This window comes from Paenibacillus vini (assembly GCF_018403325.1).
Taxonomy (GTDB): Bacteria; Bacillota; Bacilli; order Paenibacillales; family Paenibacillaceae; genus Fontibacillus; species Fontibacillus vini.
The window spans coordinates 260877-283269 of sequence record NZ_BOSL01000002.1 but is presented as its reverse complement, the minus strand read 5'-3'; the positions used below and the strand labels follow the sequence as shown (position 1 = coordinate 283269).

General features: G+C 52.0%; 20 protein-coding genes. 4 read left to right on the top strand and 16 right to left on the bottom strand.

The features are described 5' to 3' along the window. Positions 1–24: 24 nt before the first annotated feature. Entirely contained in the window at positions 25–2823 is a 2799-nt protein-coding gene (locus KJS57_RS04640) for a calcium-translocating P-type ATPase, SERCA-type (protein ID WP_213653943.1), read from the bottom strand. A gap of 183 nt (positions 2824–3006) precedes the next feature. Here KJS57_RS04640 and KJS57_RS04635 point away from each other — a divergent pair, with 183 nt between their 5' ends. After that, positions 3007–4785: an Rqc2 family fibronectin-binding protein gene (locus KJS57_RS04635; protein ID WP_213653942.1), complete on the top strand. Its 1779-nt coding sequence runs from the start codon at positions 3007–3009 to the stop codon at positions 4783–4785. 56 nt (positions 4786–4841) lie between these two features. Here the strand turns inward: KJS57_RS04635 and KJS57_RS04630 are convergent, their stop codons facing one another. From KJS57_RS04630 to KJS57_RS04590, 9 genes are all read right to left on the bottom strand, one after another. Next, positions 4842–5711 carry a PHP domain-containing protein gene (locus KJS57_RS04630; protein WP_213653941.1) on the bottom strand — a complete coding sequence of 290 codons (870 nt, stop codon included), beginning with the start codon at positions 5709–5711 and terminating at the stop codon, positions 4842–4844. An 18-nt stretch (positions 5712–5729) separates the two neighbouring features. After that, positions 5730–6635, bottom strand: coding sequence for a selenium metabolism-associated LysR family transcriptional regulator (locus KJS57_RS04625; protein WP_211020196.1), 906 nt, complete (start codon positions 6633–6635; stop codon positions 5730–5732). Positions 6636–6723: 88 nt separating this feature from the next. Further along, positions 6724–7161: a hypothetical protein gene (locus tag KJS57_RS04620; protein ID WP_211019686.1), complete on the bottom strand. Its 438-nt coding sequence runs from the start codon at positions 7159–7161 to the stop codon at positions 6724–6726. Between the two features lie 242 nt (positions 7162–7403). Then, complete coding sequence (locus KJS57_RS04615; RefSeq protein ID WP_211019687.1) at positions 7404–7667, bottom strand: YlbG family protein; 264 nt, start codon at positions 7665–7667, stop codon at positions 7404–7406. A gap of 43 nt (positions 7668–7710) precedes the next feature. Further along, positions 7711–8151, bottom strand: coding sequence for a YlbF/YmcA family competence regulator (locus KJS57_RS04610; RefSeq protein WP_211019688.1), 441 nt, complete (start codon positions 8149–8151; stop codon positions 7711–7713). A 110-nt stretch (positions 8152–8261) separates the two neighbouring features. Then, entirely contained in the window at positions 8262–10136 is a 1875-nt protein-coding gene (locus KJS57_RS04605; protein WP_213653940.1) for a helicase-associated domain-containing protein, read from the bottom strand. Next, entirely contained in the window at positions 10133–11821 is a 1689-nt protein-coding gene (locus tag KJS57_RS04600; RefSeq protein WP_213653939.1) for a DNA repair helicase XPB, read from the bottom strand. Before KJS57_RS04600 ends, KJS57_RS04605 begins: the two co-directional genes overlap by 4 nt. A gap of 115 nt (positions 11822–11936) precedes the next feature. Then, entirely contained in the window at positions 11937–12362 is a 426-nt protein-coding gene (locus KJS57_RS04595) for a CBS domain-containing protein (protein WP_213653938.1), read from the bottom strand. A 44-nt stretch (positions 12363–12406) separates the two neighbouring features. Then, positions 12407–13591: an amidohydrolase gene (locus KJS57_RS04590; protein WP_213653937.1), complete on the bottom strand. Its 1185-nt coding sequence runs from the start codon at positions 13589–13591 to the stop codon at positions 12407–12409. A gap of 208 nt (positions 13592–13799) precedes the next feature. On the opposite strand from KJS57_RS04590, the gene KJS57_RS04585 reads away from it, so the two are divergent. Together KJS57_RS04585 and ftsW are read left to right on the top strand one after the other, a co-directional pair. Next, positions 13800–14141 carry a YugN family protein gene (locus KJS57_RS04585; protein WP_213653936.1) on the top strand — a complete coding sequence of 114 codons (342 nt, stop codon included), beginning with the start codon at positions 13800–13802 and terminating at the stop codon, positions 14139–14141. A 12-nt stretch (positions 14142–14153) separates the two neighbouring features. Then, positions 14154–15401 (top strand): putative lipid II flippase FtsW, encoded by a 1248-nt coding sequence (gene ftsW / locus KJS57_RS04580; RefSeq protein WP_213653935.1) that lies wholly within the window; start codon positions 14154–14156, stop codon positions 15399–15401. A gap of 131 nt (positions 15402–15532) precedes the next feature. Here the strand turns inward: ftsW and KJS57_RS04575 are convergent, their stop codons facing one another. Continuing rightward, positions 15533–15895: an Asp23/Gls24 family envelope stress response protein gene (locus tag KJS57_RS04575; protein WP_211019695.1), complete on the bottom strand. Its 363-nt coding sequence runs from the start codon at positions 15893–15895 to the stop codon at positions 15533–15535. Between the two features lie 131 nt (positions 15896–16026). Between KJS57_RS04575 and cax the strand changes: the two genes are divergently transcribed. Beyond that, the gene (cax, locus tag KJS57_RS04570) at positions 16027–17097 is read left to right on the top strand and encodes a calcium/proton exchanger (protein WP_213653934.1); all 1071 of its coding nucleotides are present in this window, start codon (positions 16027–16029) and stop codon (positions 17095–17097) included. A gap of 75 nt (positions 17098–17172) precedes the next feature. Here the strand turns inward: cax and KJS57_RS04565 are convergent, their stop codons facing one another. The 5 genes from KJS57_RS04565 to KJS57_RS04545 all read right to left on the bottom strand — a co-directional run bounded on the left by KJS57_RS04565 (position 17173) and on the right by KJS57_RS04545 (position 22196). Then, the gene (locus tag KJS57_RS04565; RefSeq protein WP_211019697.1) at positions 17173–17460 is read right to left on the bottom strand and encodes an Fpa/YlaN family protein; all 288 of its coding nucleotides are present in this window, start codon (positions 17458–17460) and stop codon (positions 17173–17175) included. Between the two features lie 153 nt (positions 17461–17613). Continuing rightward, positions 17614–17859 (bottom strand): HPr family phosphocarrier protein, encoded by a 246-nt coding sequence (locus KJS57_RS04560; protein ID WP_211019698.1) that lies wholly within the window; start codon positions 17857–17859, stop codon positions 17614–17616. 80 nt (positions 17860–17939) lie between these two features. Beyond that, complete coding sequence (locus KJS57_RS04555) at positions 17940–19055, bottom strand: aminopeptidase (protein WP_211019699.1); 1116 nt, start codon at positions 19053–19055, stop codon at positions 17940–17942. 140 nt (positions 19056–19195) lie between these two features. Then, complete coding sequence (locus KJS57_RS04550; protein ID WP_213653933.1) at positions 19196–20038, bottom strand: hypothetical protein; 843 nt, start codon at positions 20036–20038, stop codon at positions 19196–19198. Positions 20039–20192: 154 nt separating this feature from the next. Next, a complete protein-coding gene (locus KJS57_RS04545; RefSeq protein WP_213653932.1) occupies positions 20193–22196 on the bottom strand; it encodes a GGDEF domain-containing protein in 2004 nt (667 codons plus the stop codon). Positions 22197–22393 lie beyond the last annotated feature (197 nt).

The window sequence follows — 22393 nt, the reverse complement described above, 5'->3', positions numbered from 1 at the left end:
CAGCGGGGCGGAATGGTATTGATTCTATGCACGAATATTTGTACTTTTCGCGGTGACCATCGGACGCGGCCCGTTGTATTTGCGGCGGCGTTTGCCGGACCATACGCTGCCCGCACCCATCAGGAAGGTCGGAATGCCGGCGGCTACCAGGGAAATCGCCCATTCGCGGGTGCCGAGCGGCACGGTCTTGAAGATCGGCTGCAACGCCTCAATATACATAACTCCGAGGAGCAGCAGGACGGATGACAGCACAGCCACGACGAGATAGCGATTTTGCAAAATATTACGGTGGAAAATCGAGCGGGAGCTGCGGCAGTCGAACACATGGATCAATTGCGCCATGACCAGCGTGGCGAAGGCGACCGATTGCGCCAATGCCAGTTGTGCCGGATCGTCCGGAGCAATCCTTAAAGTCACCCAGAACGCGCCCAGAGTACACAGCCCGATCAACAACCCGCGGCTGAGAATTTTCCAGCCGAGCCGTCTGGCAAATATATTCTCGTTAGCCCCTCTAGGCTTGTGCTCCATCAAATCCTTCTCGGGCTGATCCACCCCGAGCGCCATCGCAGGCAATCCGTCCGTGACGAGATTGACCCATAATATTTGAATCGGGAGAAGAGGCAGAGGCAAGCCCGCCAGCATGGCGAACAGCATCGTTAAGATCTCACCGACATTGGAGGCCAGCAAATAACGAATAAATTTTCGTATGTTCTCGTAGATATTTCTGCCCTCTTCAATCGCCGCCACAATCGAAGAGAAATTGTCATCGCTGAGAATAAGCGAGGAAGCTTCCTTGGATACGTCCGTTCCCGTGATGCCCATAGCGATGCCGATGTCCGCAGCCTTGATTGCCGGCGCGTCATTAACCCCATCGCCTGTCATCGCCACGACATGTCCTTTGCGTTGAAGCGATTTGACGATCCGGAGCTTATGCTCCGGGGAAACCCTGGAATAAACATAAGTTTGATCCACCTGGCGATCCAGTTCCTCGTCACTGAGTCCGGCCAGCTCCCTGCCCGACATGGATGCTCCTCCGCGAGGCAGGATGCCGAGATCGTTCGCAATCGCCTCTGCAGTCAGTCGGTGGTCGCCGGTAATCATCACTGTCTTGATGCCCGCCCGGCGGCAAACCGCAATCGCATCCCGCGCTTCGCGGCGAGGCGGATCGATCATCCCGGCCAGACCGACAAAGATGAGCTGCGATTCCACGCACTCCTCGTTATCCAAGTTCTCATGCGGTTTTACATCCCGATAGGCAAGCCCCAGAACGCGCAGCGCACCGCGCGCCATCTCTTCGTTTTCCGCTTGCACTCTGCCCCGCAGCGTCCCCGTAAACGGTACGACTTTGCCTTCCCATAAAATGTACGAACATTTATCGAGCAGCATATCGGGAGCGCCCTTTACAAACGCCATTTTCCCGCCTTGATGAGCAACGACGACCGACATCATTTTCCGCTGGGAATCAAACGGAAACTCCTGCTGACGCTGGTATGACGCGCTTAATGATTCCGGGGAAAGCCCCATTTTCGAAGACAGAACGACTAGTGCTCCTTCCGTAGGATCCCCCTTGAGCTTCCACTGGGTTACAGGACCTTCCTCCTTCGCCTTCCTGCGTCCGCGCACATCCGGATCCGCTTCGAAAATGACCGCGTTCGAGCACAGAGCACTGACTTGCAGGAGACGGCGGAGACTTTGATCCTTCTTCAGGTCGACAGGATGTGAATTTTCCATAATATGTCCGACGGGTTCATAGCCTTCCCCGGTGACTTCCATGGAACGGCCCTCTACCCAAACTCTAGTGACCGTCATTTTGTTCTGTGTCAGCGTACCTGTTTTATCCGAGCAAATGACGGAGGCGCAGCCCAGCGTTTCAACGGAAGGCAGCTTGCGGACGATCGCCTTGCGTTTGATCATGCGCTGTACGCCCAAGGCCAGCGCGATCGTGACGATGGCGGGAAGCCCTTCCGGAATGGCCGCTACGGCCAAGCTTACACCTGCAAGGAACATCGCTCCGGCCGGTTGGCCGTGCATGATTCCGACAAGCACCACCATAATCGTCAGACCGAGAGCCAGGTAGATCAAAATTTTCCCGAGCTGCTCCAGCCTTCTTTGCAGCGGAGTCTCTTGGCTGTCGGTGCTTTGGATCAAATCGGCGATTTTGCCCATTTCGGTGTCCATGCCCGTACGGATTACAATGCCCCGTCCGCTGCCGCGCGTAATCATCGTGCCCATGAACCCGATGTTCTTCTGATCGCCCAGCGGAACTTCAGCTTCACTGAGCGTTCCCGCGTGCTTGCCAACCGGGTGCGACTCTCCGGTCAGCGCCGACTCTTCCACGTCAAGACTGTGCGTAACCAGCCAGCGGATATCCGCCGGAATCCGGTCTCCACTCTCCAATGCCACGATATCGCCCGGTACCAGATCCCTCGCCGGGATATGCCTAACTGTCCCGTCCCGCAGCGCATTCGCATGCGGAGCGGATAATTCCTTAAGAGCGCGAAGGGAGCGCTCGGCCCGGAATTCCTGAATGAAGCCGAGTACGCCGTTCAAGACGATGATGGCTATAATAGTAACGGCGTCCAGGTATTCGCCAAGAATGCCGGAGATTAATGTGGCGCCCATCAAAACGAGCATCATAAAATCTTTAAACTGGTTCAAAAACAGCAGCCACGGGGAAATCCGCTGCCCCTCCGACAGCTCGTTCCATCCGTACTCCTCATGTCTTCGAGCCGCTTCTTCCTGGGTCAGGCCCTGTTCACGCTTGACGCCGAACCGCTCCAGAAGCTCTTCCCCACTCCACTGGTGCCAGTTTTTTTGTTCCATCCTCCCAATTCCCCTCCCGTATTTTGTGCGATATACAGCGCGAAGGCTTTTCCACCTAGGGTAAATGTATTCCGGCCAGTCCCAAATTATCACAGCGGGGCACTTAAGTTTTTGCCTGAAGTTATGTATCATAAGAGAGAGCATGAATCCTCTATACGAGAATAGACAGGAGATTATCACTTTATGGCACTTGATGGAATCGTAACTCGCTCGATAGTTCATGAACTGCAAGCGGTCGTTGGCGGCCGCATCAATAAAATACATCAGCCTTCCCCTAACGACATCATCATCCAGCTGCGTTCCGCAGGCGGAACACGGCGGTTATTGTTGTCCGCGAATCCTACGTATCCGCGCGTTCAGCTGACGGAGCAATCTTTTCCGAATCCGATGGAAGCCCCCATGTTCTGTATGCTGCTTCGCAAGCATTGCGAAGGCGGGGTCATCGAAGCGATTACCCAGGTCGGGATGGAGCGGATCATTCATTTCGACGTGCGCCAGCGCGATGAACTGGGCGACGTTTCGCAGAAACGGCTTGTCGTGGAATTGATGGGCCGTCACAGCAATATCATACTGCTTGATCCCGCAACCGGGACGCAGCTCGACGGTATTCATCATGTCACACCGGCCATCAGCGGCTATCGCGTCGTTATGCCGGGCTTCTCATACACGGAGCCGCCGCAGCAGCATAAGCTGGATCCGCTGAGCACGAACAAAGAGAACTTTCTCTCCGCCTGGAAAACAGCCAAGGAAGAAAATCAAGGTCCGGGCTGGCTGGTCGGCACATTCAGCGGCCTCAGTCCGCTGATTGCGGAAGAAGTCCATTTCCGCGCTTACGGCCATTTGGCCGGGCAGCAGCAGGATCAGAATGAACAGCCAAGCCCGGATGAGAGTCCGGAGCAGCTCTGGGCCGCTTTTGAGGCATTGATGAAGGATGTCCGGGAGAACCGGTATTCCCCCGTTACCGGGGAGAATGCCAAAGGAAAGAGCGTATTTTCCGCCGTCCGGCTGACGATAATTCGTGGAGAAGTACAGACCTATGACTCCATCAGCGAATGTATGGAAGATTATTTCGGAGAGAAAGCCCTTCGGGATACGGTCAAACAGAAGACCAGCGACCTGCTGCGTTTCCTGCAAAATGAACGGAATAAGAACATCAAGAAGATGTCCAATCTTGAGAAGGACCTGTCGGAAGCGGAAGACGCGGAGCGCTACCGGATTTGGGGCGAGCTCATGCTGCCCTCCTTGCACAGCATCTCCAAGGGAGACCGGAGCGTCGATCTGGTCAATTATTATGACGAGGATCAGAAGACGGAGACGATCCCGCTCGATCCACTGCTCACCCCGTCGGAGAACGCTCAGCGTTATTTTAAAAAATACAACAAGTTTAAAAACAGCTTAGCCGTCATTGACGAGCAAATGGGAAAAACGCGCGAGGAAATCACCTATTTGGAAGGATTGCTTCAGCAGTTGGCCTATGCCACGCTAAGCGATGTCGATGAGATTCGGGAGGAACTGATCCAGCAAGGCTATTTGCGGGACAGAGCAAAGAAGGGCAAAAAGAAGAAAAAGAACGACCGTCCTACTCTGCACGTCTATACGTCTTCGGAAGGCATCGAAATCTGTGTCGGCAAAAACAATCTTCAAAACGAGTATGTGACCAATCGGTTGGCAGGTCCTAACGATACTTGGCTGCATACGAAGGATATTCCGGGATCCCATGTAGTGATCCGCAGCTCCGACTTCGGCGATCCTACCCTGAACGAAGCAGCCCAGCTCGCCGCGTATTTCAGCCAGGCCAAAGAGTCCAGCAGCGTACCGGTGGACTGCACTTTGATCCGCCATGTCCGCAAACCGAGCGGGGCCAAACCCGGCTTCGTTATTTACGATCATCAGCGCACTCTATTCGTGACGCCGGATGAGAAGCTGATCAAAAGTCTTCCCCATACCGTGAAAAACGGCTGAGATATCGAAAAAGCGCCCAATAAGGGCGCTTTTGTTCGTTTATCCGGCAGGAGCCCTTATTTTATTCCCGCGGCTTCTTTCAAAAGCCCGACGCATTTATCCGAAACATGGCGGCTGCCGAGATCGCCGTGAAATACGACGCCCTGTCGGACGCCATGGTAATCCGATCCTCCGGTCGGAATCAATCCGTAACGCTCGGCGAGCAGCAAATACCGTTCCACATCCTCCGGTCCGTGATCGGAATGATACACCTCCACGCCCGCTGGCCGTCCGCGCTCCAGGATCGCACTCACGAGATCATCATCCCCGTACAGTCCCGGATGAGCGAGCACAGGGACTCCGCCCGCATCGCGGATCCAATCCATCGCTTCTTCGGGCGCAATCCGGGGGAGCGAGGCATATCCCGGCTTGCCTTCGCCCAAGTAGCGGTCAAAAGCATCCCGCAGATCGGCAGCATACCCTTTGCGTACCAGCGCATCCGCAATATGCGGTCGGCCAAGGCTTTCATCCTCCCGTAGCGTCCGGTCGAGCCCGGCAACGACTTCGTCCAGCGTAATTTCAATCCCGAGATCTTGAAGCTTCCGGATAATCAATTCGTTCCTTGCGTCCCGCGTCGCTCGGAGCCCCTCCAATCTCTCCAGCAGCACCGAATTGTTGAAATTCAGGAAGTACCCGAGCACATGGATATCCTTACCGCCCGCCCTGGTACTGATCTCAACTCCGGGTACAACGATAACCCCTTGCTTCTCGCCCTCTTCCATAGCTTCCTGAAGCCCGGCCACCGTATCATGATCGGTAATGGCAAGGCCGGTCAAGCCCTTTTCCTTGGCGAGCCTAACGTTCTCGGCAGGGCTGTTCATCCCGTCGGATGCCCGGGTATGGGTATGTAGATCATATCGCTCGTTTTGATTATGTTCTCCATTCATGGAATCCGCGCCTCCTAATTAAAAAGATTTTTGATGAGCCTTCAAAAAGGTCAGAAACGTCACCGCCGAAACCGGCAATAGCGTGGATTTTAAATGAATCGAGTAAAATTTCCGTTTGAATTCCGCGTCCTCGATGTCAACCACCTTAAGCAAACCTAACGCCTGTTCGTGTTTAACCGATGACGGAGAGATGATCGTAATGCCGAGGCCGGCCTCAACCGCCGACTTTACGGCTCCGGTGCTGCCAAGCTCCATTACCGTTTCCAGCCGCTCCGGCTTGATTCCCTGGCGTTCCAGCTCCGCTTCCATCACTTGTCTCGTTCCCGACCCCTTCTCCCGGAGTACGAACGGATAAGCCACGACCTCATGAAGCTTGACCCGCTCTTTGCCGGACAAAGGATGCCCGGATGGAACGATCAGCTTCAACTCATCCTCCATCACCGGCTCGGAAACCATATCGGGATGATGCACCGGGGCCTCGACCAGACCAAAGTTGAGCTGGTGACTGACGATATCTTCTATAATTTGCGTCGTATTCATTACTTTTAAGGCAATCGAGATATGGGGATGCTTTTTTCCAAACGGACCTAATAGCCGGGGAAGCACATACTCCCCAATCGTCAGACTGGCTCCCAACTGAAGCCTGCCCTCCAGCATGGACGTAAAACGGGACATCGTTTTTTCGGTCTCCCGCATCAGCTCCATGCTTCGCCGCGCGAACGGAAACAGCGTCTGCCCCGCTTCCGTGAGTTCAATTTTTTTGGTGGATCTGACCAGCAGCTTGCTGCCGAAATAATCTTCCAGCGCCTGAATCTGCATCGTCACCGCGGGTTGTGTCATATGAAGCGCCTGTGCGGCTGCCGAAAAGCTTCCCCGCTCCGCGACCGTATAAAAAATATGAAGCTGGTGGTAATTTAACGCCATGGTTAGCCACTCCTTCTCTCTTAACAATATCATGACGGAAAGCGCAAAAAAAGCATGCTCCTCCGGGAACATGCCTTTGCATTAGATATTATCGCCTTTTGCGACTGTTCTTCATCAATGTCATGCGCCGCGAATGACGAAGCCAGGAATAGTAAGACTTCAGGTCCCGCAGTTCGATCGTTTCCGACATTCGGCCCAAAAACGTAACGATAATCATACGGTGCACCGGATTTCCATTGACGTCAAATTCACCCGGAATTTCTGAAAACTCCGCCACCATAACAAGATCGTCGTCCACAAGGTAGACGTCTTCTTCTTTTCGGTAATAAGGCTCGATTCTCCCTTGCTTCAAACAGTCCCATGCCCATCGGGCTATGTAATCCACACCGGCGCTGCTCCGGTCAATCCGGTCCTGATACCGCAGCCTGGCATGATGAGTTATGACGATATCAGCGACTCTCTTATCCCCTAGTAGAACATGAAACGCTTCATAGGTTTTCCATCGCTCCGTAACCTTGTCTCTCATGCCAACACCTCGCATTCAAATAGGTCTTTATAACTAAGTATATTTACCTACTATACTACAACATTACCTTCAATTCGACAATAAAATTTCCCGCTGGCTAAGACTAAATTAAGAAAGACGCCTAACGGCGTCTTAGGGGGTCAAACTTCTATTTATAGTGCGCGGGGAAGGACGGATAATATTAAAAAAAGCGGCCGGTTGGCCGCTGAATCGATGTAAGGTGATGCAACTAGGTTAGAGACCTAGAGACCGTAATATTGGGTCTTGTCTTCCGTATCCTTGCTGTATTCCGTTTTGATTTCATTGCGGTAGGAACGTTCGATTTTACGAACATAAGGAAGCTTTCTCACATTCTTCATCGTCTCTTCCGCCCGCTCGGCGTTCACATACATCACAACATAATGCATTCGGCGGGATAAATAATGCACGCTCCCGTATTTGTCCAAATTTCTTGCGGCCTTCAAATCGCTGACCCAAATGATATAGCCTGTACGCTCCGGAAACATGTTTTTCCCCTCCACTGCTGATGATTCAATATCCTTCTTGCTTTTAACCGCAGCCACAGCTTCCGCCGCTGCCGCATCCCCCGCCTTTTGGATTCGGATCGTTGCTCGGCACTTTAATGCTCTCCGAAACGGCATAAGCGATCGTTTCCGACATTTGATGCAGGAGATCGTCCAATTCTTTCTCCGCAGCCTTGAACCGGCGCACGGCCTCGAATTGCTCCAACTCTATCTCGACCTCGGTCACCTTATCCTTGGCCTCATGATAGTTGGGATGAAAATGGCCGAAACGCTGAGTTTCCTCGAAAAGCTCCTTCTTCGACGCCAACTTCTTGACGAGGACCTGAACATCGGCATCCTCCTCCACCTGGCGCTTCCAATATAAATACTCGGAAACGGCGGCGGACTGATTTATCATATCGCCTAATTCATAGGCGTTTGTAAGCAGCTCGGCCATGTCGACCGTGTTGATCTCCGTTACGCTCATGAATCTTCAACTCGATTCTATTCAAAGTATTCCACCCGAAAGTAGACGAATTCATCATATCACAAACTGCTTTCAAGAAGAAGAGGGGGGATTTCCGGTTTTTATCCAATTCATTCATTACCGGCGACCATTTCCGGCAGCATTAGGCGCATTGATTCCCATTGGCCCGGGCCTAGTTCGGTCAGATTTCCCTGCACACCGTCCCGCCCGTCAACTTGTGAAAAAAGATGTCCCTGCACGGTCCACTTCTCTTCTCCCGTCAAAGTGATCGGGATAAATTCCATAATCGTCCCGTCTATTCGCAGCGATACTTTGGTCTTCCATGCTATGGCCTGGGACATCATTTTCCTTGCGGTCGATGCATGATAATCCCTCATCTCGCTTCGCCACATGACAGGAATATCATTCAAGCCGGCAAATAATTGTTCCGCCCCGGGCACCTCATCAGACCGGTCGTAAAAATGAAGATTCTGACCGCTAAAGATCCATGCCCGCTCTTCGGACTTGCCGCTTAACAAGTCCGACACGGTCGTTAATCCGGGTTTCTCAAGTTTTGGATACTCGTGAACCGATGCACCTGCAGTGCGCGGCTTGGGCAGAGACAGGTTTGCTTCCTCCAATGCTCTGCGAACCTTGGCATCTTGCCCGGCATCCACGATAAAATCACGCGGCCCGATCCGCTCCAGCACCCCTGCAAGCGCCGGCAAAGCGGCGACAGTTTCGGCTGCTTCCTCATCTCGACAACGCAGCAGGAGCTTTTCCTCGAGCACAATCCGGCCCATTTCACCGGCCCACTGCTCCAGGGCCAGCGACACATTTTCCGGAACTCCCGTCGCCGAATGGGCTTTAAGAAGCTCCAGCACCACATCTGGGGTCCGGCCGAGTTCAGCAGCCCGCGCCACGCTGGATTTGCTGATCCGGTAAACGGACATCGCATCCATCGTCTGATTATCGCAGCAAGCTTCGAGCTCCCAACGAATCCGGTAAGAGACATCGGGCGGAACCAATATTTCATAATCCGGTTGAACGAAAAACACACCGGAGGGCCGTGCTGGCTCTTCATAGTTTGCTGCCGTATCCTCTATGTGGTCTACTTCGGCCGTTTTCTCCGGCAACTCATGCTGCGGCTTACGCCGCCAGCGGACTAACGTTGATCCTTTGGAATTTTTACCGATATCCAGCCAGCCGAACCCGCTTAATGCATCCACCCAGCTCTCGATCCATTCCGTGACCCGATCCGGCAAATCTTCCGAAGTCATCCCCATCGTTTGAAGGGAAGCATACATATCCTTTAGCGCGTACCAGTTCCCTTCTCGGAAATCTCGCTGCGTCAGCCTGTAAACGGCATGCTGGATGACCGCTTCGTCAGGAACATACCTGTGCAGCAACTCGCGGAACAAGACGGCCTCCATGATCTCCGGCTCCAGATCCAGCCAAGCTGTCAGCCGACTTGAATCCAGCCCCCATAAGGCCCGCTCCTTCGTGAGGAGCCCGAGTGACTGGAGTAAATCCAGCACGACGGCGAGCCCTGGCGGATATACTTCCTGATGTGGGTATCTCAGTCCAAGGCCGGCAACATCCCGATCCTGCAAATACAAGTAGGCCGTCAGCTTACCGACCGATTTTTGGTGAATTGTTCCCTTGGAGGTCATCGGCAGGCCGTTCCGGGCGATCCAAGTCAACGCCCGGAACAAATCCAGCACCAGCCCCGGCCCCGCCTCCTTGTGAAGGTGCACAGAACCGCCGTCATAAGGGGGCATGACGGCGAGCTCAACCTGCTCCCATAACAGCGGCAAGCGCTCGGGAGGGATGTAGTAAAGCTTTTCGCCCCAGGCCTTCCTGACCGCAGCCAGTTCCCCGCTTCGAAGAAGCCCGGGGAGGGCCGCTCGTAAATCAGCCCCGGTAACCCGGCCTGACGCCGCTTCATCCAACCGTTCCAGCTTGAACGGAAGTCCGGCGAAACGCCGGAGAATATGTCCGATCATGCCCCTTCCTCCCGTTCGAAACTCACCGCATATTCATAACCCTGCTCAATCAGGAACAACTGTCTGCGCATAGCAAACTCCTGTTCACGCGTCTCTTCCGATACAAGCGTATAAAAAAATGCGCCGCTGCCATCCTGTTTCGGCCGCAAAATCCGCCCCAGCCGCTGGGCTTCTTCCTGGCGTGAGCCGAAGCTTCCGGAAATCTGGATCGCTACCGACGCATCGGGCAAATCAACCGCGAAATTAGCCACTTTGGACACGGCCAGCACGGGAATTTCCCCTTTGCGAAATTGCGAAAACCATTTCCCCCGTTCTTCCTGCGGCATGCTGCCGGTAATTAACGGAACGTCCAGTGACCGGGCAATTTCCCGCAACTGGTCCAAATACTGTCCGATGATCAGGATCTGCCTTCCGGCATGGCGGTCCAAAAGTCGCTTTACAATTTCAGTTTTCCGGGGATTTTCCGCAGCAATCCGGTATTTTTCTCTACCTTCAGCCTGGATGTATCGCTCTTTTAATCCGGCGGGCATGCTCACCCGGACCTCCTCGCATTCCACTTGGGCAATGAACCCGCGCTCCTCAAGCGCCCTCCAAGGCACTTCATAACGCTTCGGACCGATCAGCGAAAATACGTCCCGCTCGCAGCCGTCTTCCCGAACCAGAGTTGCGGTAAGCCCGAGACGGCGGGTTGCCTGAATATCCGCGGTAGCGCGAAACACGGGGGCAGGCAGTAGATGGACCTCGTCATATATAATGAGTCCCCAGTCCCGCTCGTTGAACAAGCTCATATGCTTGAAGCCATCCTCTTTCTTTCCCCGATGGGTCAATATTTGATACGTCGACACCGTTATCGGACGGACATACTTTCGCTCTCCCGTATATTCGCCTACGGCATCCAGCGATAGAGTCGTCTTATCCGCGATTTCGCTAATCCACTGACGTACCGATGTAACGTTGGAAGTCAATATTAGGGTTTCACATTGAAAATGCGCCATCGCCGCAAGACCGATCACCGTCTTTCCGGCTCCGCAAGGAAGTACGAGGACGCCGCTTCCCCCGCTGTCCTGATCTCCGGCGAAAGCCTCCACGCCCTCCGCTTGATAAGGCCTAAGGTCAAATCGCTTTCCTCCGGCGGTTACAGGCCTCAGTTGGATAGATAAAGCTTGTCCCTGGTGATACCCTGCCTCATCCAAAACCGGATAGCCGAGACGAGCCAGCTCCTGCTTCAATGCTCCGCGCCACAAGGATGGAACCAACGCCCGTAAAGGATCGATCAGATTCATATGGAATCCGGCTAACCCTTTCTCTTGGGTCAACGACTCCAGCACTCCGGGGTCACCCGTAACGCATTCCAGACATAAGCGATCCGGTTCCTTATCGTAGCCATAGAGCTTTAAACTTCCGTATCTGGACATCCATTTGACGATATCCTCCGTAATTCCGCTGGGGATTTCCCATCGGGACAATCGACGCAGTCCCTGGATGACCTCTTCGGCTGATCTGCCGGCCGCGGCGGCATTCCATAGTGATAATGGCGTGATCCTGTATGTATGGTAATGAGCAGGGCTTTTTACCAGCTCGGCAAAAAGCGCCAACTGTGCCCGGGCGTCCTCAAATCCGGGGTGATTCTTTTCCAGCAAAATCGTCAGATCCCGCTGCACAATGCATGCTCCGTCCGTATTCACCGTCTGTCACCCTCCAATCCAAAATCGAATCCATGAATCTCTATATTAAAAAGAAGCCCGACAGCCATCGGCCGCGAACTTCTTATCCCGCGCCTATCAATCGGGTTAAGCTGGATTAGTGCACATGTTCCGATATCTCAGCCAAGGCCTCGCCCGCGTTGTCGGCAAATATGTTCCGTACCGCCAGATCGCCGATCGAAACGATGCCGATCAGCCGGTCCCCCTCAGTTACAGGTAGGCGGCGGATTTGCTGTTCTGCCATCAATTCGGCCGCTGCATCCACCGAGGTATCCGGCGAAGCTGTTTTAATTCCCTTGGTCATCACGGTTTCAACCGCCGTGGATCCCGGGTGCTTCTCTGCAATCCCTCGGACTACCAAATCGCGGTCCGTGATCACGCCGATCAGCTTGTCGCCGCCTTTTTCCACCACCGGAATAAATCCGGTCCCATGCTGCTTCATTTTAACGGCAACCTCGAAGACATTGTCTTCAGGAGTTACCGTAACTACATCGCGGGTCATAATTTCGCTTACTTTTTTCATGTTCATCCCTCCTTCGGACATAGAATTCCAAAGGGGGAACATTTTTATGCGCCAGAGGATGACTCATGTTCAGCGCAGTATGAATCTCTCATCGCGATCAACAGCGCAGCCGCGTGCAGCATTGCTGCTTCATCTATATCGAATTTGGGATGATGATGCGGATAAATAATGTCCTTCTCCGGATTTCCGGCCCCGACAAGCATAAAGCAGCCAGGTATCTCCCTTAAATAATAGGCGAAATCCTCGGCCGGCATAATTTTCGGTGAAATCTCCGGCAGTAGGCCAGCCGCAGTGGCCGCAGTTTCGTAGAATCGTTCGAACTCTTGATTATCGTTGACCAGGCTCGGATAGCCCAGCATATAATCCACAGTCGCTTCCGCTCCATAAGCCGCAGCCGTGCCCTCGGCCATCTCATGAATCCGGGTACGGATCAACGCCCTTGTCTCTTCGTCAAAGCAACGGACCGTCCCGGCTAAACGGCAGCGGTCCGCGATAATATTCTGCGCGGTCCCCCCCTGAATCGAGCCGATGGTGACCACCGCCGGATTCAAAGGATCGACCGATCGGCTAACCACACTTTGCAGTTGAAGCACCAGAGCCGAAGCGGCCACCACGCTGTCAATCGTTCTATGCGGCATGCCTCCGTGTCCGCCCCGGCCTTGAATATCGATGAAAAATTCATCGGTCGAGGCCATAAGCGGTCCCGGTGCGCTGCCGGCAACACCGACAGGAATCGGCGTCCATAAATGGACACCATAGATGACATCCGCTCCCTTGAGCGCGCCTGCTTCAATCATGGATACCGCCCCTCCCGGGCAAACCTCTTCCGCGGGTTGAAAAATCAGCCGGATCTCTCCCTCTAGATCTTCCTTTTGACGACTATAGTATTCCGCCACCGCAAGAAGCACCGACGTGTGCCCGTCATGACCGCATGCATGCATAACGCCGGGCATCAGGGAAGCATAGTCGCACTGCTTCTCGTCCTGAATCGGCAGGGCGTCCATATCTGCCCGCAATGCCACCGTTTTGCCCGGTTTTGAGCCGCGTATGATGCCGATCAATCCGAATCCTCCGATGCCGGATGTAACCTCAATCCCGAGTCCGCGAAGCCGATCCGCGACAAATGCGGAGGTTTCCTTCTCCATAAAAGACAGCTCCGGATGCCGGTGCAAATAACGTCTGTGCTCCACCATGGATGGAAACAAAGCTTGAAGCGCTTCCTTTTGCATTCTGCCTCACTTCCTTTTCAGCAAATCCCTTCTCCCATTGTATCAGAAAACGGACTTCCTTAATATGAGGCGTTCCATGCGGCAAACTGGAGAAAACGTCACTTTCTTCAAGGCTTTCCCATGCTTGCACAACTGATGGAAACATAATATCATGGGAAGAGAACTTTCATGACTTTTTTACGAACTTTTGGAGGAGGCCTTCGGAAAGATGATTGTTGAAAATACAGGTTTGGATGGACTTAAGAGCGATTTGGCCTATTTGGATGAATCTGCCGAGAAGGTAGGTTTCATTCGTTGGCAATGGGAATATTACAGAGCTACATACGATTATAAAATTGAGTTTAACAATGAAGAATACTTCCTTCGCATTAATACGCGCGCCGTTGAAGGCAAATTGGAGCGTCCGGACACGGTTCTGGCCATTGAAGCGGTCTACATGGGGCGGGCCACTTTCCCTCACGGTCTGGAATACGAATCCGAAATTCCTGCGCTGGTGATGAAGACCGCCAGCCATAAGCTCGCCGAGCTGAAGCAACTTTTGGAGGCCTAAGGCATAACACCCATGAGAGACAACAAAGAAGAGCCCCGGCGCGGAACTCCCGATTTCCAGCTTCTCATTCTCACTCTGCTGATGGTGGGCTTCGGGATTGTCATGGTGTTCAGCTCCAGCTCCAGCGTTGCTCAAGTCAGCGAAAAGTTTAATTACGACCCGATGTACTTCACCAAACGTCAGATCGCCTTCGGGGCGGTCGGCCTCATCGGTATGTTTATCTCGATGAACATTCCTTATGAGAAGTATAAGAAATTGTTTGTTCCGATATTTATTCTGGCGATCATCCTGCTGATGATCGTTCCTTTTTCCGGGAGCATCAACGGTGCCAGCAGTTGGTTTAAAGTCGGGACGCTGGGCATTCAGCCGACGGAATTGGCCAAGATTACTACCATCATGTATTTGTCGGCTCTTATTTCCAAAAAGGGCGAACGCTTCCGCGATCTGCGGACCGGTTACATTCCGGTCATGGTCATCGTCGGCTTTGTCGCCGGATTGATTATGCTCCAGCCGGATCTTGGCTCCTGCCTCATTCTCGTCGCAACGGCGGGACTGATTATTTTTGCGGGCGGCGCTAATCTGAAGCATATTATGGGATCGATCGCCCTGCTGATCCTGGGCGCCAGTATCGTCATGGGCGTCGGAGCGCTATGGGACAAGATCAACCCGAGCGAATCAGCCGCGGCGGAGAACAACTACAAGATGGGAAGAATTCAAGCATACATCGACCCTTGGGAAGATCCCCAACATACGGGGTATAACCTGATCCAATCCATGACCGCAATCGGGCACGGCGGATTCGCCGGGACAGGATTCGGACAAGGCATTCAGAAGCTGCATTATTTGCCGAATGCCTATAACGACTTTATTTTCTCCGTGATCGGGGAAGAATTCGGATTTATCGGAACTATTATCTTCCTGATTTTTTATATTTACTTTATTTGGCGAGGCCTGCTTGTATCCCTTCGCTCCCACAGCACCTTCGGTACTTTGATGGGTGTCGGCATCATGGGTCTGATCGCCATCCAGGCGTTCATTAATATCGGCGGGGTCACGAGAACGATTCCGGTGACCGGGGTCACGCTTCCCTTTATCAGCTACGGGGGTTCTTCCCTGCTCGTTATGATGGTAGCTATGGGGATCGTCCTGAGCATTTCACGGGAATCCACACTTCCCTCCAAGCAGGAGAAAACGAAATCCGTCGTTGTTAAGGAATCCGCTTCGTACGATTGGAGCCACCGGAGACGCCATCAGGGCTAACCACATATTCAAGTAAAAAAGCGCGAGTAATCGGGGAACCCCGTTACTCGCGCTTTTGCATTACTCAAAAATAATAGGTTGCCCCATGTTATAGAGGCAACCCTGTCTGAATTGATCGTTTACCCGTTCTATCAAAGCTCGTCGTCTTTAAAAGCGACGCCTTCCACCTTGACATTCACTTCAACAACCTTCAGTCCGGACATATTTTCCACAGCTTCCCGTACATTTTGCTGCAGCATCCGGCATACTTCATGAATCGGAGTCTCGTACAGCACGATGATCCGGAGATCGATCGCCGCTTCCAATTGACCGACTTCCACGGTAACGCCCTTTTGCACGTTTTTGCCGCTTAATCGTTTGGCCCATCCTTCAGATAATCCCCCGGACATAGCAGCTATACCAGGAGTTTCCAAGGCAGCCATTCCGGCAATTTTGGAAACAACGTCATCTGAAATCCGAATAAGCCCCATATCGAGTTGCAACTGCTCGGTCATGGTCATTCCTCCTTCAACCTCATTATTCTTCATTGTAAATGCTAATTTCCTTTTAAGCAAATATAGACCATTTTCTAACTTTCGTTTATAATCACTACGTTATTGGTTATATTGAATTTGGAGGTGTTGAAATGAAAAAATACTTATCTCCCGGACTGCTCGTCCTTTTCTTCGTACTAAGCGCCATTGGACACTACGCTCATTGGTCGGCAACTTTGGAATTCATCATCTCCGCGGTTGCGGTCATCTTTGTCGCCGGTTTCCTGGGCAAAGCAACAGAAAGCGTAGCACATTACGCTGGACAGCGCCTTGGCGGCTTTTTGAACGCCACCTTCGGAAACGCAGCCGAGCTGATCATTGCCATCATGCTCATTAGGGAAGCCAAATTCGATATGGTTAAGGCAAGTATCACCGGATCCATCATCGGCAACCTTCTGCTTGTACTTGGGCTCAGCCTGTTCGCAGGCGGATTGAAGTACAAAGTTCAGAAGTACAATGTTTCCCTTGCCGGAATGAACGGCTCCCTGATGATTGTGGCCATCATCGCCCTGTTTGTTCCCGCCATATTCCTGAATACACACGTTTTGCACGAAGAAGACCGGAACGTCCTCAGTCTCGTCGTAGCGGGTGTATTGATTGTGGCCTACATCCTGTGGCTGATCTTCTCCATGATCACCCATAAGAACTATCTCGCCGATGTTACCGAAAGCGAAGATCAGGAGCTCCCGCATGAGCACGAACCGACTTGGTCCAAGAAGCGTTCGATTATGTATCTGGTCGTCGCTACAGTCATGGTAGCGTTTGTCAGCGAATGGCTCGTACATAGTCTCGATACCTTCTCAACCAAGTTCGGCCTGAGCGAAATTTTCGTCGGCGCCTTTGTCGTCGCGATTGTCGGTAATGCCGCCGAACACAGCGCAGCCATTTTGCTTGCCATGAAGAACAAGATCGGTGCCGCAGTTGAAATCGCAGTGGGCAGCAGCTTGCAAATCGCCTTGTTTGTTGCACCGGTACTGATCTTCGTCAGCCATCTGTTCGGCAAACCGATGGACATTGTCTTTACGGTCATCGAGCTTGCCGCGATCGGCGTCGCTGTCTTTATAGCGAAGTCAATTACCCAGGACGGCCAGACCAACTGGTATGAAGGCTTGCTCCTGATTGCGGTTTATTGTATTCTCGGTTTCTCTTTTTATCTGGTATAGTTCCATCCGCCTCGCGGCAAAAAAAAGCGCATGCCCTTGATTCAAGGTCATGCGCTTTTTGCTATATGCCGGCTTCTAATTTTTATTGTTCATGGCCTCATAAAGCGTAGCCAAATTACGTTCCAGTCTGCTCAAGATCTGTTTACCTACCGTCTCCTGAACCAATCCGATGCGCACTGCATAATCGACCTGCCTGGAGAACCCGTACATCTGGGTATCCAATACTTCCTCATAGAGTGGGCAGTAACGCGTAGCCAGATTCTCCATCTGAACTTCGATCAGCTTTTCTATTTTATCCGCATCTTCTTTCAGAAGATTGAGCGCTTTGAGATTCAGTTGCTCCTGTAAATCAGATGAAGTCATGTTCATCCCCCCTATGTCCTCCAAAATCCACACATCTACTCTATTCATAATATTAGACGAAATCGGGGACCAATACAAGAACCTCGCCAAATAAACGGCTAACATATAAAAATACTCCCGCCCCGATAGGGCAGGAGTATTTCCAGAACTAGCTTATTCAGCCACTATTTTCACGTCCAAGCCGTGTTTTGCGAATACTTCAGCTACAGCAGCTTTAGCTTCTTCCGCATCCGGTCCGTGAACATGCAATTCATAACTCTTCGTGTTCACCAGGGTAGTGAAAAGACCGAGGATACTTTTAACATCAATGTACTTGTTGTCCGCTTGCAGTACAATGGATGAAGTATACTTCCCTGCTGTTTGAGCAATTTCCACAACTGCTTCATTGTTAGTGGCCATAGCAATCCCTCCGTGTCTAACTTTGAAATAACATAATCTTATGATACATTGAATCCGCTTTCCAGGCAAGGGATTTTCTCTTATTTCAGATTCTCGGGGTTAAGCCCTTCAAGCTCCGGAAGCACAAAGATCCCATCCTTACGAATAAGAACATCGTCGAAGTAAATTTCCCCGCCGCCGTATTCCGGCCGCTGAATCAGCACGAGATCCCAGTGGATCGACGAACGGTTGCCGTTGTCGGTATCCTCATAAGCCTGACCCGGCGTGAAGTGAAGGCTGCCGGCGATCTTTTCGTCAAACAGAATATCCTTCATTGGATGCAGAATGTATGGATTGAAGCCGATCGCGAATTCCCCGATATGTCTGGCGCCTTCATCGGAATCCAGAATATCATTCAGGCGTTTCGTGTCGTTGCTGGTCGCTTCCACAATCTTTCCGTTCTCAAACCGGAATTTGATGTTTTCAAAAGTAACGCCATTATACAGCGTGGCGGCGTTGTAGCTGATCGTCCCGTTTACGGAATCTCTCACAGGTGCGCTATACACTTCGCCGTCCGGAATATTTTTTTGTCCCGAGCATTTCTCAGCCCCGATCCCTTTGATCGAAAAAGAAAGCTCTGTTCCCGGTCCGGTAATCCGAACTTTGTCGGTACGTTTCATCAAATCCGCCAGCGCGTCCTGGGCGCGATCCATCTTCGCATAGTCCAGGTTACATACGTCGAAGTAGAAGTCTTCGAAGGCTTCCGTGCTGACGTTAGCCAGTTGAGCCATGCTTGCATTCGGATAGCGGAGCACGACCCATTTCGTACGTTTTACCCGCTGCTCGCTATGTACAGGATGGGAATACAGCGAATTGTACAGCTTCATTTTATCTTCAGGCACGTCGGACATGTCATTGACGTTAGCCCCCGCACGGATGCCGATGTAGCAATCCATCATTTTCATCCGGACAAGATCATATTCCGCCCACGCCTTGATTCCTTCCTCCGTGGCATTCATCAATTGGGTACGCTGAACGGTTTTGTCCGTCAACTCAACAAAGGCATTGCCGCCCTTCTTGCCGATTTCCTCGATCACGGCTTTAAGCAAATCCCGTTCATCGCCGATCATTTCTACCAGTACATTTTCTCCAGGCTGGACATCAACCGAATAGCCTACCAGGTTTTCCGCCAGTTTCTGTATTCTTGGATCTCGCATAACAGCACTCGCCTCCTCAAAAAATAACGGGCTCGGAGCCCGGAGCGGCTTCAAAAAAGAATCCGCAGAAAGTTGAACATTGGTTAATTATACCCTTCTATTGTAACACGGTGTTTCTTTGAAGTCAGCCCATCCCCGGTTCAGCGGAATTGTTCAAACCGACTGTCCGTCCGCAATACCTCCGTTTCGTGACTTCCCGATGCGTTGATATAGGTCAGCTCCGTTTCGGAAGAAAGCCGGATCGGCAGGCCGGAATTTCGATTTATAGTTAAATGATAAACGACCCTGGCATCCGCCTGATTCAGCATAGTCATTAACTGGTCCCTTCCCTCCGACCATGCTTGTTCCAACTCAAGTTTCACTTTCGGACGACGTTCAGCCTTAACTTTAAGAAGCTGTTCTTCCCAGCCCGCTTTGACCGCCTCCATTTCGTCCGCCAATTTGGCCTGTAGCCTCTGTGCGGATTCCTTCGGATCGAGCTCGATTCGCAGCACCTTCGTTCCTCTTGCAGCCCCGCTTTCCACATTGATCGTTTTCTTTTGGGCTCGGATTTCTTCTAATTGATCCAGCGGGTTCAACCGCGCAATGCCGAGATTATTGACATCCGTTTTATTGGATTTCAGATTCCAGCTTCCATCGTTCCATTGCAGCTCTGCCTTATATGCCGTATTAAGATGGGTTCCGGCCGCTTGTACCCCGTCGGTTTCACCGTTATTGCCCGTGGAAGACGGCAAGGTGGTTTGAATCGCCAGTTGGTGATGATCTTTTAGCTTCCCCGTAAAATTCACGGCATCCTCCATCTTGGAATTCCCTCCGCGAAAAATCGCCGCACTGCCGCGAAATGTCAGCGAATCGCATCCTGCCAACCCCGCCCAGGAGAATTTGAACCATTCTTCGGGCGTTTTCGCGTCTTTGAGGCCACAAGCCGACAATGTCAGAACCACGCACCACACCAAGCCCATCTTGAAATATGTCCTTTGCATCGTGATTAGCGCCTCTCTATCTCCGAGAAGCAGACTCTGCAACCGGAAAAGGTATGTTAGCTGTAGCCTAACCCGACAAGAGGAATCTATTCGCATATCAAAATAAAAAGAACGTCCCGAGGGACGTTCTGAATCATCAAACATTTCAGATAAGTCATTCATTAGGAGGAAATCCGATTACAGTCCGGTTCCTGCCGTTTTTCTTCGCTTCGTATAAAGCCATATCCGCCAGATAGAAAAGGGATTCGACGCTGATTTTCTCGCTGTCATGGTTCCATTCCGCAATTCCGCAAGACACCGTAACCTGAGGCTCCGTTTCCATCGCCACCCGGAGACGGATCGTCTCGGCGATCTGGTAGCCGCTGTGCACGTCCGCTCCAGGCAGGTAGATTGCCAGCTCCTCCCCGCCCCAGCGGGCCGCAATATCCGTTTTGCGAACCGTGCTTTTGATGATGGAGCACACCTGCTTCAATATTTTGTCCCCGGCCTGATGGCCGTAAGTATCATTGACTTGTTTGAACAAATCGATGTCTACGATGATCAATGAGCCGCCTTCATCCCGCTTCATCAGTTCTTGAATCCGGTCATCCAAATACCGCCGCGCATACAGCTCGGTCAACATATCGTGATTGGCCATCCGCTGTACTTCGGCATGCAGCGAAGCGTTGGCGATCGCCAGCCCGATATGCGAGGATAACACCTGCAGCAATCTATAATTCTCGTACGAAAAGAACCGATCCTCACGGTGCGCCAGCATAATCGCGCCAATGACTTCGCCCCGAACGACCAGGGGAGCAGCGATCAGTGAACGGGCACCTGTTTCATCCATCAGTCTGGACGTTATGTTGCCGTAAGCCTTATAGTCGGACAGAATGATAGGTTCCCTGGTAGAGAAGACAAGTCCGCTAAAACCATAGTCTTTCGGAAAATTCTCTTTGGAGAGCGACGGAATGTTGCAAGCCATAATTTCAAAGAAATCGCTGTCTTTGTCGATTTGAGAAATACAGCAATACTCCGCCCGAAAGATGGACAACAATTCCTCTGTAGCGAACTTGAACACCTCTTTGAGTCTGAGGCTCTGGTTAAGCCGTTTGGTCAGCTCGTTAATGAGCCGAAGTTCACTGACCAGCAGATTGGACTGCTCGTACAATTTCGCGTTCTCAAAAGCCGAGCCCGCCGTGTCCGCCAGCATTCCGATCAGCTGCAGATCCACCTCTTCGACTTCCTCGCGGGGCATCACCAAATGAAACACTCCGTAAACTCCCTGCTTGCCTACTAGCGGAGCCGCGATTTCCAAGTAAGTATTGTCATCCTTACCCCGCTTCTCCGTCCGCAGCATCCGGCCTTCCATAAACGCCCGGACGCACATGTGATCCCGCTCTCCTTGAAGCTGGAGCGATTTGACCCGGGGATCGCGGCTAAGATGATCCTGCGACATGAGCAGCTCGACCTTCGCTCCGGGATACATGCCTGCAATCCGTTCGAACACCTCGGTAAGCACCGAATCAACATCTATTTGGTCATGCAATTTTTGAACAACCTGGAACAGGATGGACCTTCTGTATTCCTCCCGCTTGGCCTGCTTCTGGACTTGAAGCAAGTCCAAGACGAACAGAGACTCAAATCTCTTGTAGAAGCATGTCCGGAAATATCCGGCAGCCATCTTTACCCATCCTTGCGCAAAACTGATTCCGGCCTCATCCATGTTTGCGATTTGACAACCCAGCACCGCAAATACTTCCTTCGTATGCCGTGTCACAATCGGAACTGCGATACAATGCCCTGTTCCTGAGGTAGAGGTGGCAACATCCCGGCGAATCAGACAGGCCTGGGCTACCTCGGTAGCGATATCGAGAGCCCGCTCATTCTCTGGATAGGTTGTCCCCGGTTTCAGGAGTTCACCTTTAAAGTCCGTAGCAAACCATTCTACGGGGCAAGGAGCTGGAACATCCGTCATTTCCACAAGCCAGTCGGCGTATGCGGTCTGAAGCAGGGAAGCTATATAAGGAAAGTCATAGGATGTTATATCGAGCAACCCCAGCCAATTTATCTGGTCCTCCTGCTCTTCTCCTTCAGTCAAATGCGGCAAAGAAATGCTTGTACTGCTTATATTCGGCTTAAACGACTGCGTCGGGTCATCTCTTGATTGTTTTGTCATGAAAAAGCTCCTTTTTCACTGCGTCCAGCCCGCAGCGACATAATGTAAACGAAGCCGTTTGACTCTGCCTTGAGTTGCGCCTTTATTACAGTAAGCTTTGATCCGTTCCTTGTTTATATGTTATTTTACTATCATCCAGATGGTTTTGCATTAAAATTCCTTCATTTTACCCAATTATTTTAGGACGTAAGCCCTAT

What these genes read in the sequence shown, in the direction of transcription:
- cax (WP_213653934.1), top strand. Translation starts at nt 16,027, where the DNA reads ATGAAAAAATACTTATCTCCCGGACTGCTCGTCCTTTTCTTCGTACTA.
- KJS57_RS04615 (WP_211019687.1), bottom strand. Translation starts at nt 7,667, where the DNA reads ATGTTTCCGGAGCGTACAGGCTATATCATTTGGGTCAGCGATTTGAAG.
- KJS57_RS04565 (WP_211019697.1), bottom strand. Translation starts at nt 17,460, where the DNA reads ATGACTTCATCTGATTTACAGGAGCAACTGAATCTCAAAGCGCTCAAT.
- KJS57_RS04620 (WP_211019686.1), bottom strand. Translation starts at nt 7,161, where the DNA reads ATGAGAGACAAGGTTACGGAGCGATGGAAAACCTATGAAGCGTTTCAT.
- KJS57_RS04630 (WP_213653941.1), bottom strand. Translation starts at nt 5,711, where the DNA reads ATGAATGGAGAACATAATCAAAACGAGCGATATGATCTACATACCCAT.
- KJS57_RS04555 (WP_211019699.1), bottom strand. Translation starts at nt 19,055, where the DNA reads ATGCGAGATCCAAGAATACAGAAACTGGCGGAAAACCTGGTAGGCTAT.
- KJS57_RS04545 (WP_213653932.1), bottom strand. Translation starts at nt 22,196, where the DNA reads ATGACAAAACAATCAAGAGATGACCCGACGCAGTCGTTTAAGCCGAAT.
- KJS57_RS04575 (WP_211019695.1), bottom strand. Translation starts at nt 15,895, where the DNA reads ATGACCGAGCAGTTGCAACTCGATATGGGGCTTATTCGGATTTCAGAT.
- KJS57_RS04560 (WP_211019698.1), bottom strand. Translation starts at nt 17,859, where the DNA reads ATGGCCACTAACAATGAAGCAGTTGTGGAAATTGCTCAAACAGCAGGG.
- KJS57_RS04635 (WP_213653942.1), top strand. Translation starts at nt 3,007, where the DNA reads ATGGCACTTGATGGAATCGTAACTCGCTCGATAGTTCATGAACTGCAA.
- KJS57_RS04605 (WP_213653940.1), bottom strand. Translation starts at nt 10,136, where the DNA reads ATGATCGGACATATTCTCCGGCGTTTCGCCGGACTTCCGTTCAAGCTG.
- KJS57_RS04595 (WP_213653938.1), bottom strand. Translation starts at nt 12,362, where the DNA reads ATGAAAAAAGTAAGCGAAATTATGACCCGCGATGTAGTTACGGTAACT.
- KJS57_RS04550 (WP_213653933.1), bottom strand. Translation starts at nt 20,038, where the DNA reads ATGCAAAGGACATATTTCAAGATGGGCTTGGTGTGGTGCGTGGTTCTG.
- KJS57_RS04590 (WP_213653937.1), bottom strand. Translation starts at nt 13,591, where the DNA reads ATGCAAAAGGAAGCGCTTCAAGCTTTGTTTCCATCCATGGTGGAGCAC.
- KJS57_RS04585 (WP_213653936.1), top strand. Translation starts at nt 13,800, where the DNA reads ATGATTGTTGAAAATACAGGTTTGGATGGACTTAAGAGCGATTTGGCC.
- KJS57_RS04625 (WP_211020196.1), bottom strand. Translation starts at nt 6,635, where the DNA reads ATGGCGTTAAATTACCACCAGCTTCATATTTTTTATACGGTCGCGGAG.
- KJS57_RS04640 (WP_213653943.1), bottom strand. Translation starts at nt 2,823, where the DNA reads ATGGAACAAAAAAACTGGCACCAGTGGAGTGGGGAAGAGCTTCTGGAG.
- ftsW (WP_213653935.1), top strand. Translation starts at nt 14,154, where the DNA reads ATGAGAGACAACAAAGAAGAGCCCCGGCGCGGAACTCCCGATTTCCAG.
- KJS57_RS04610 (WP_211019688.1), bottom strand. Translation starts at nt 8,151, where the DNA reads ATGAGCGTAACGGAGATCAACACGGTCGACATGGCCGAGCTGCTTACA.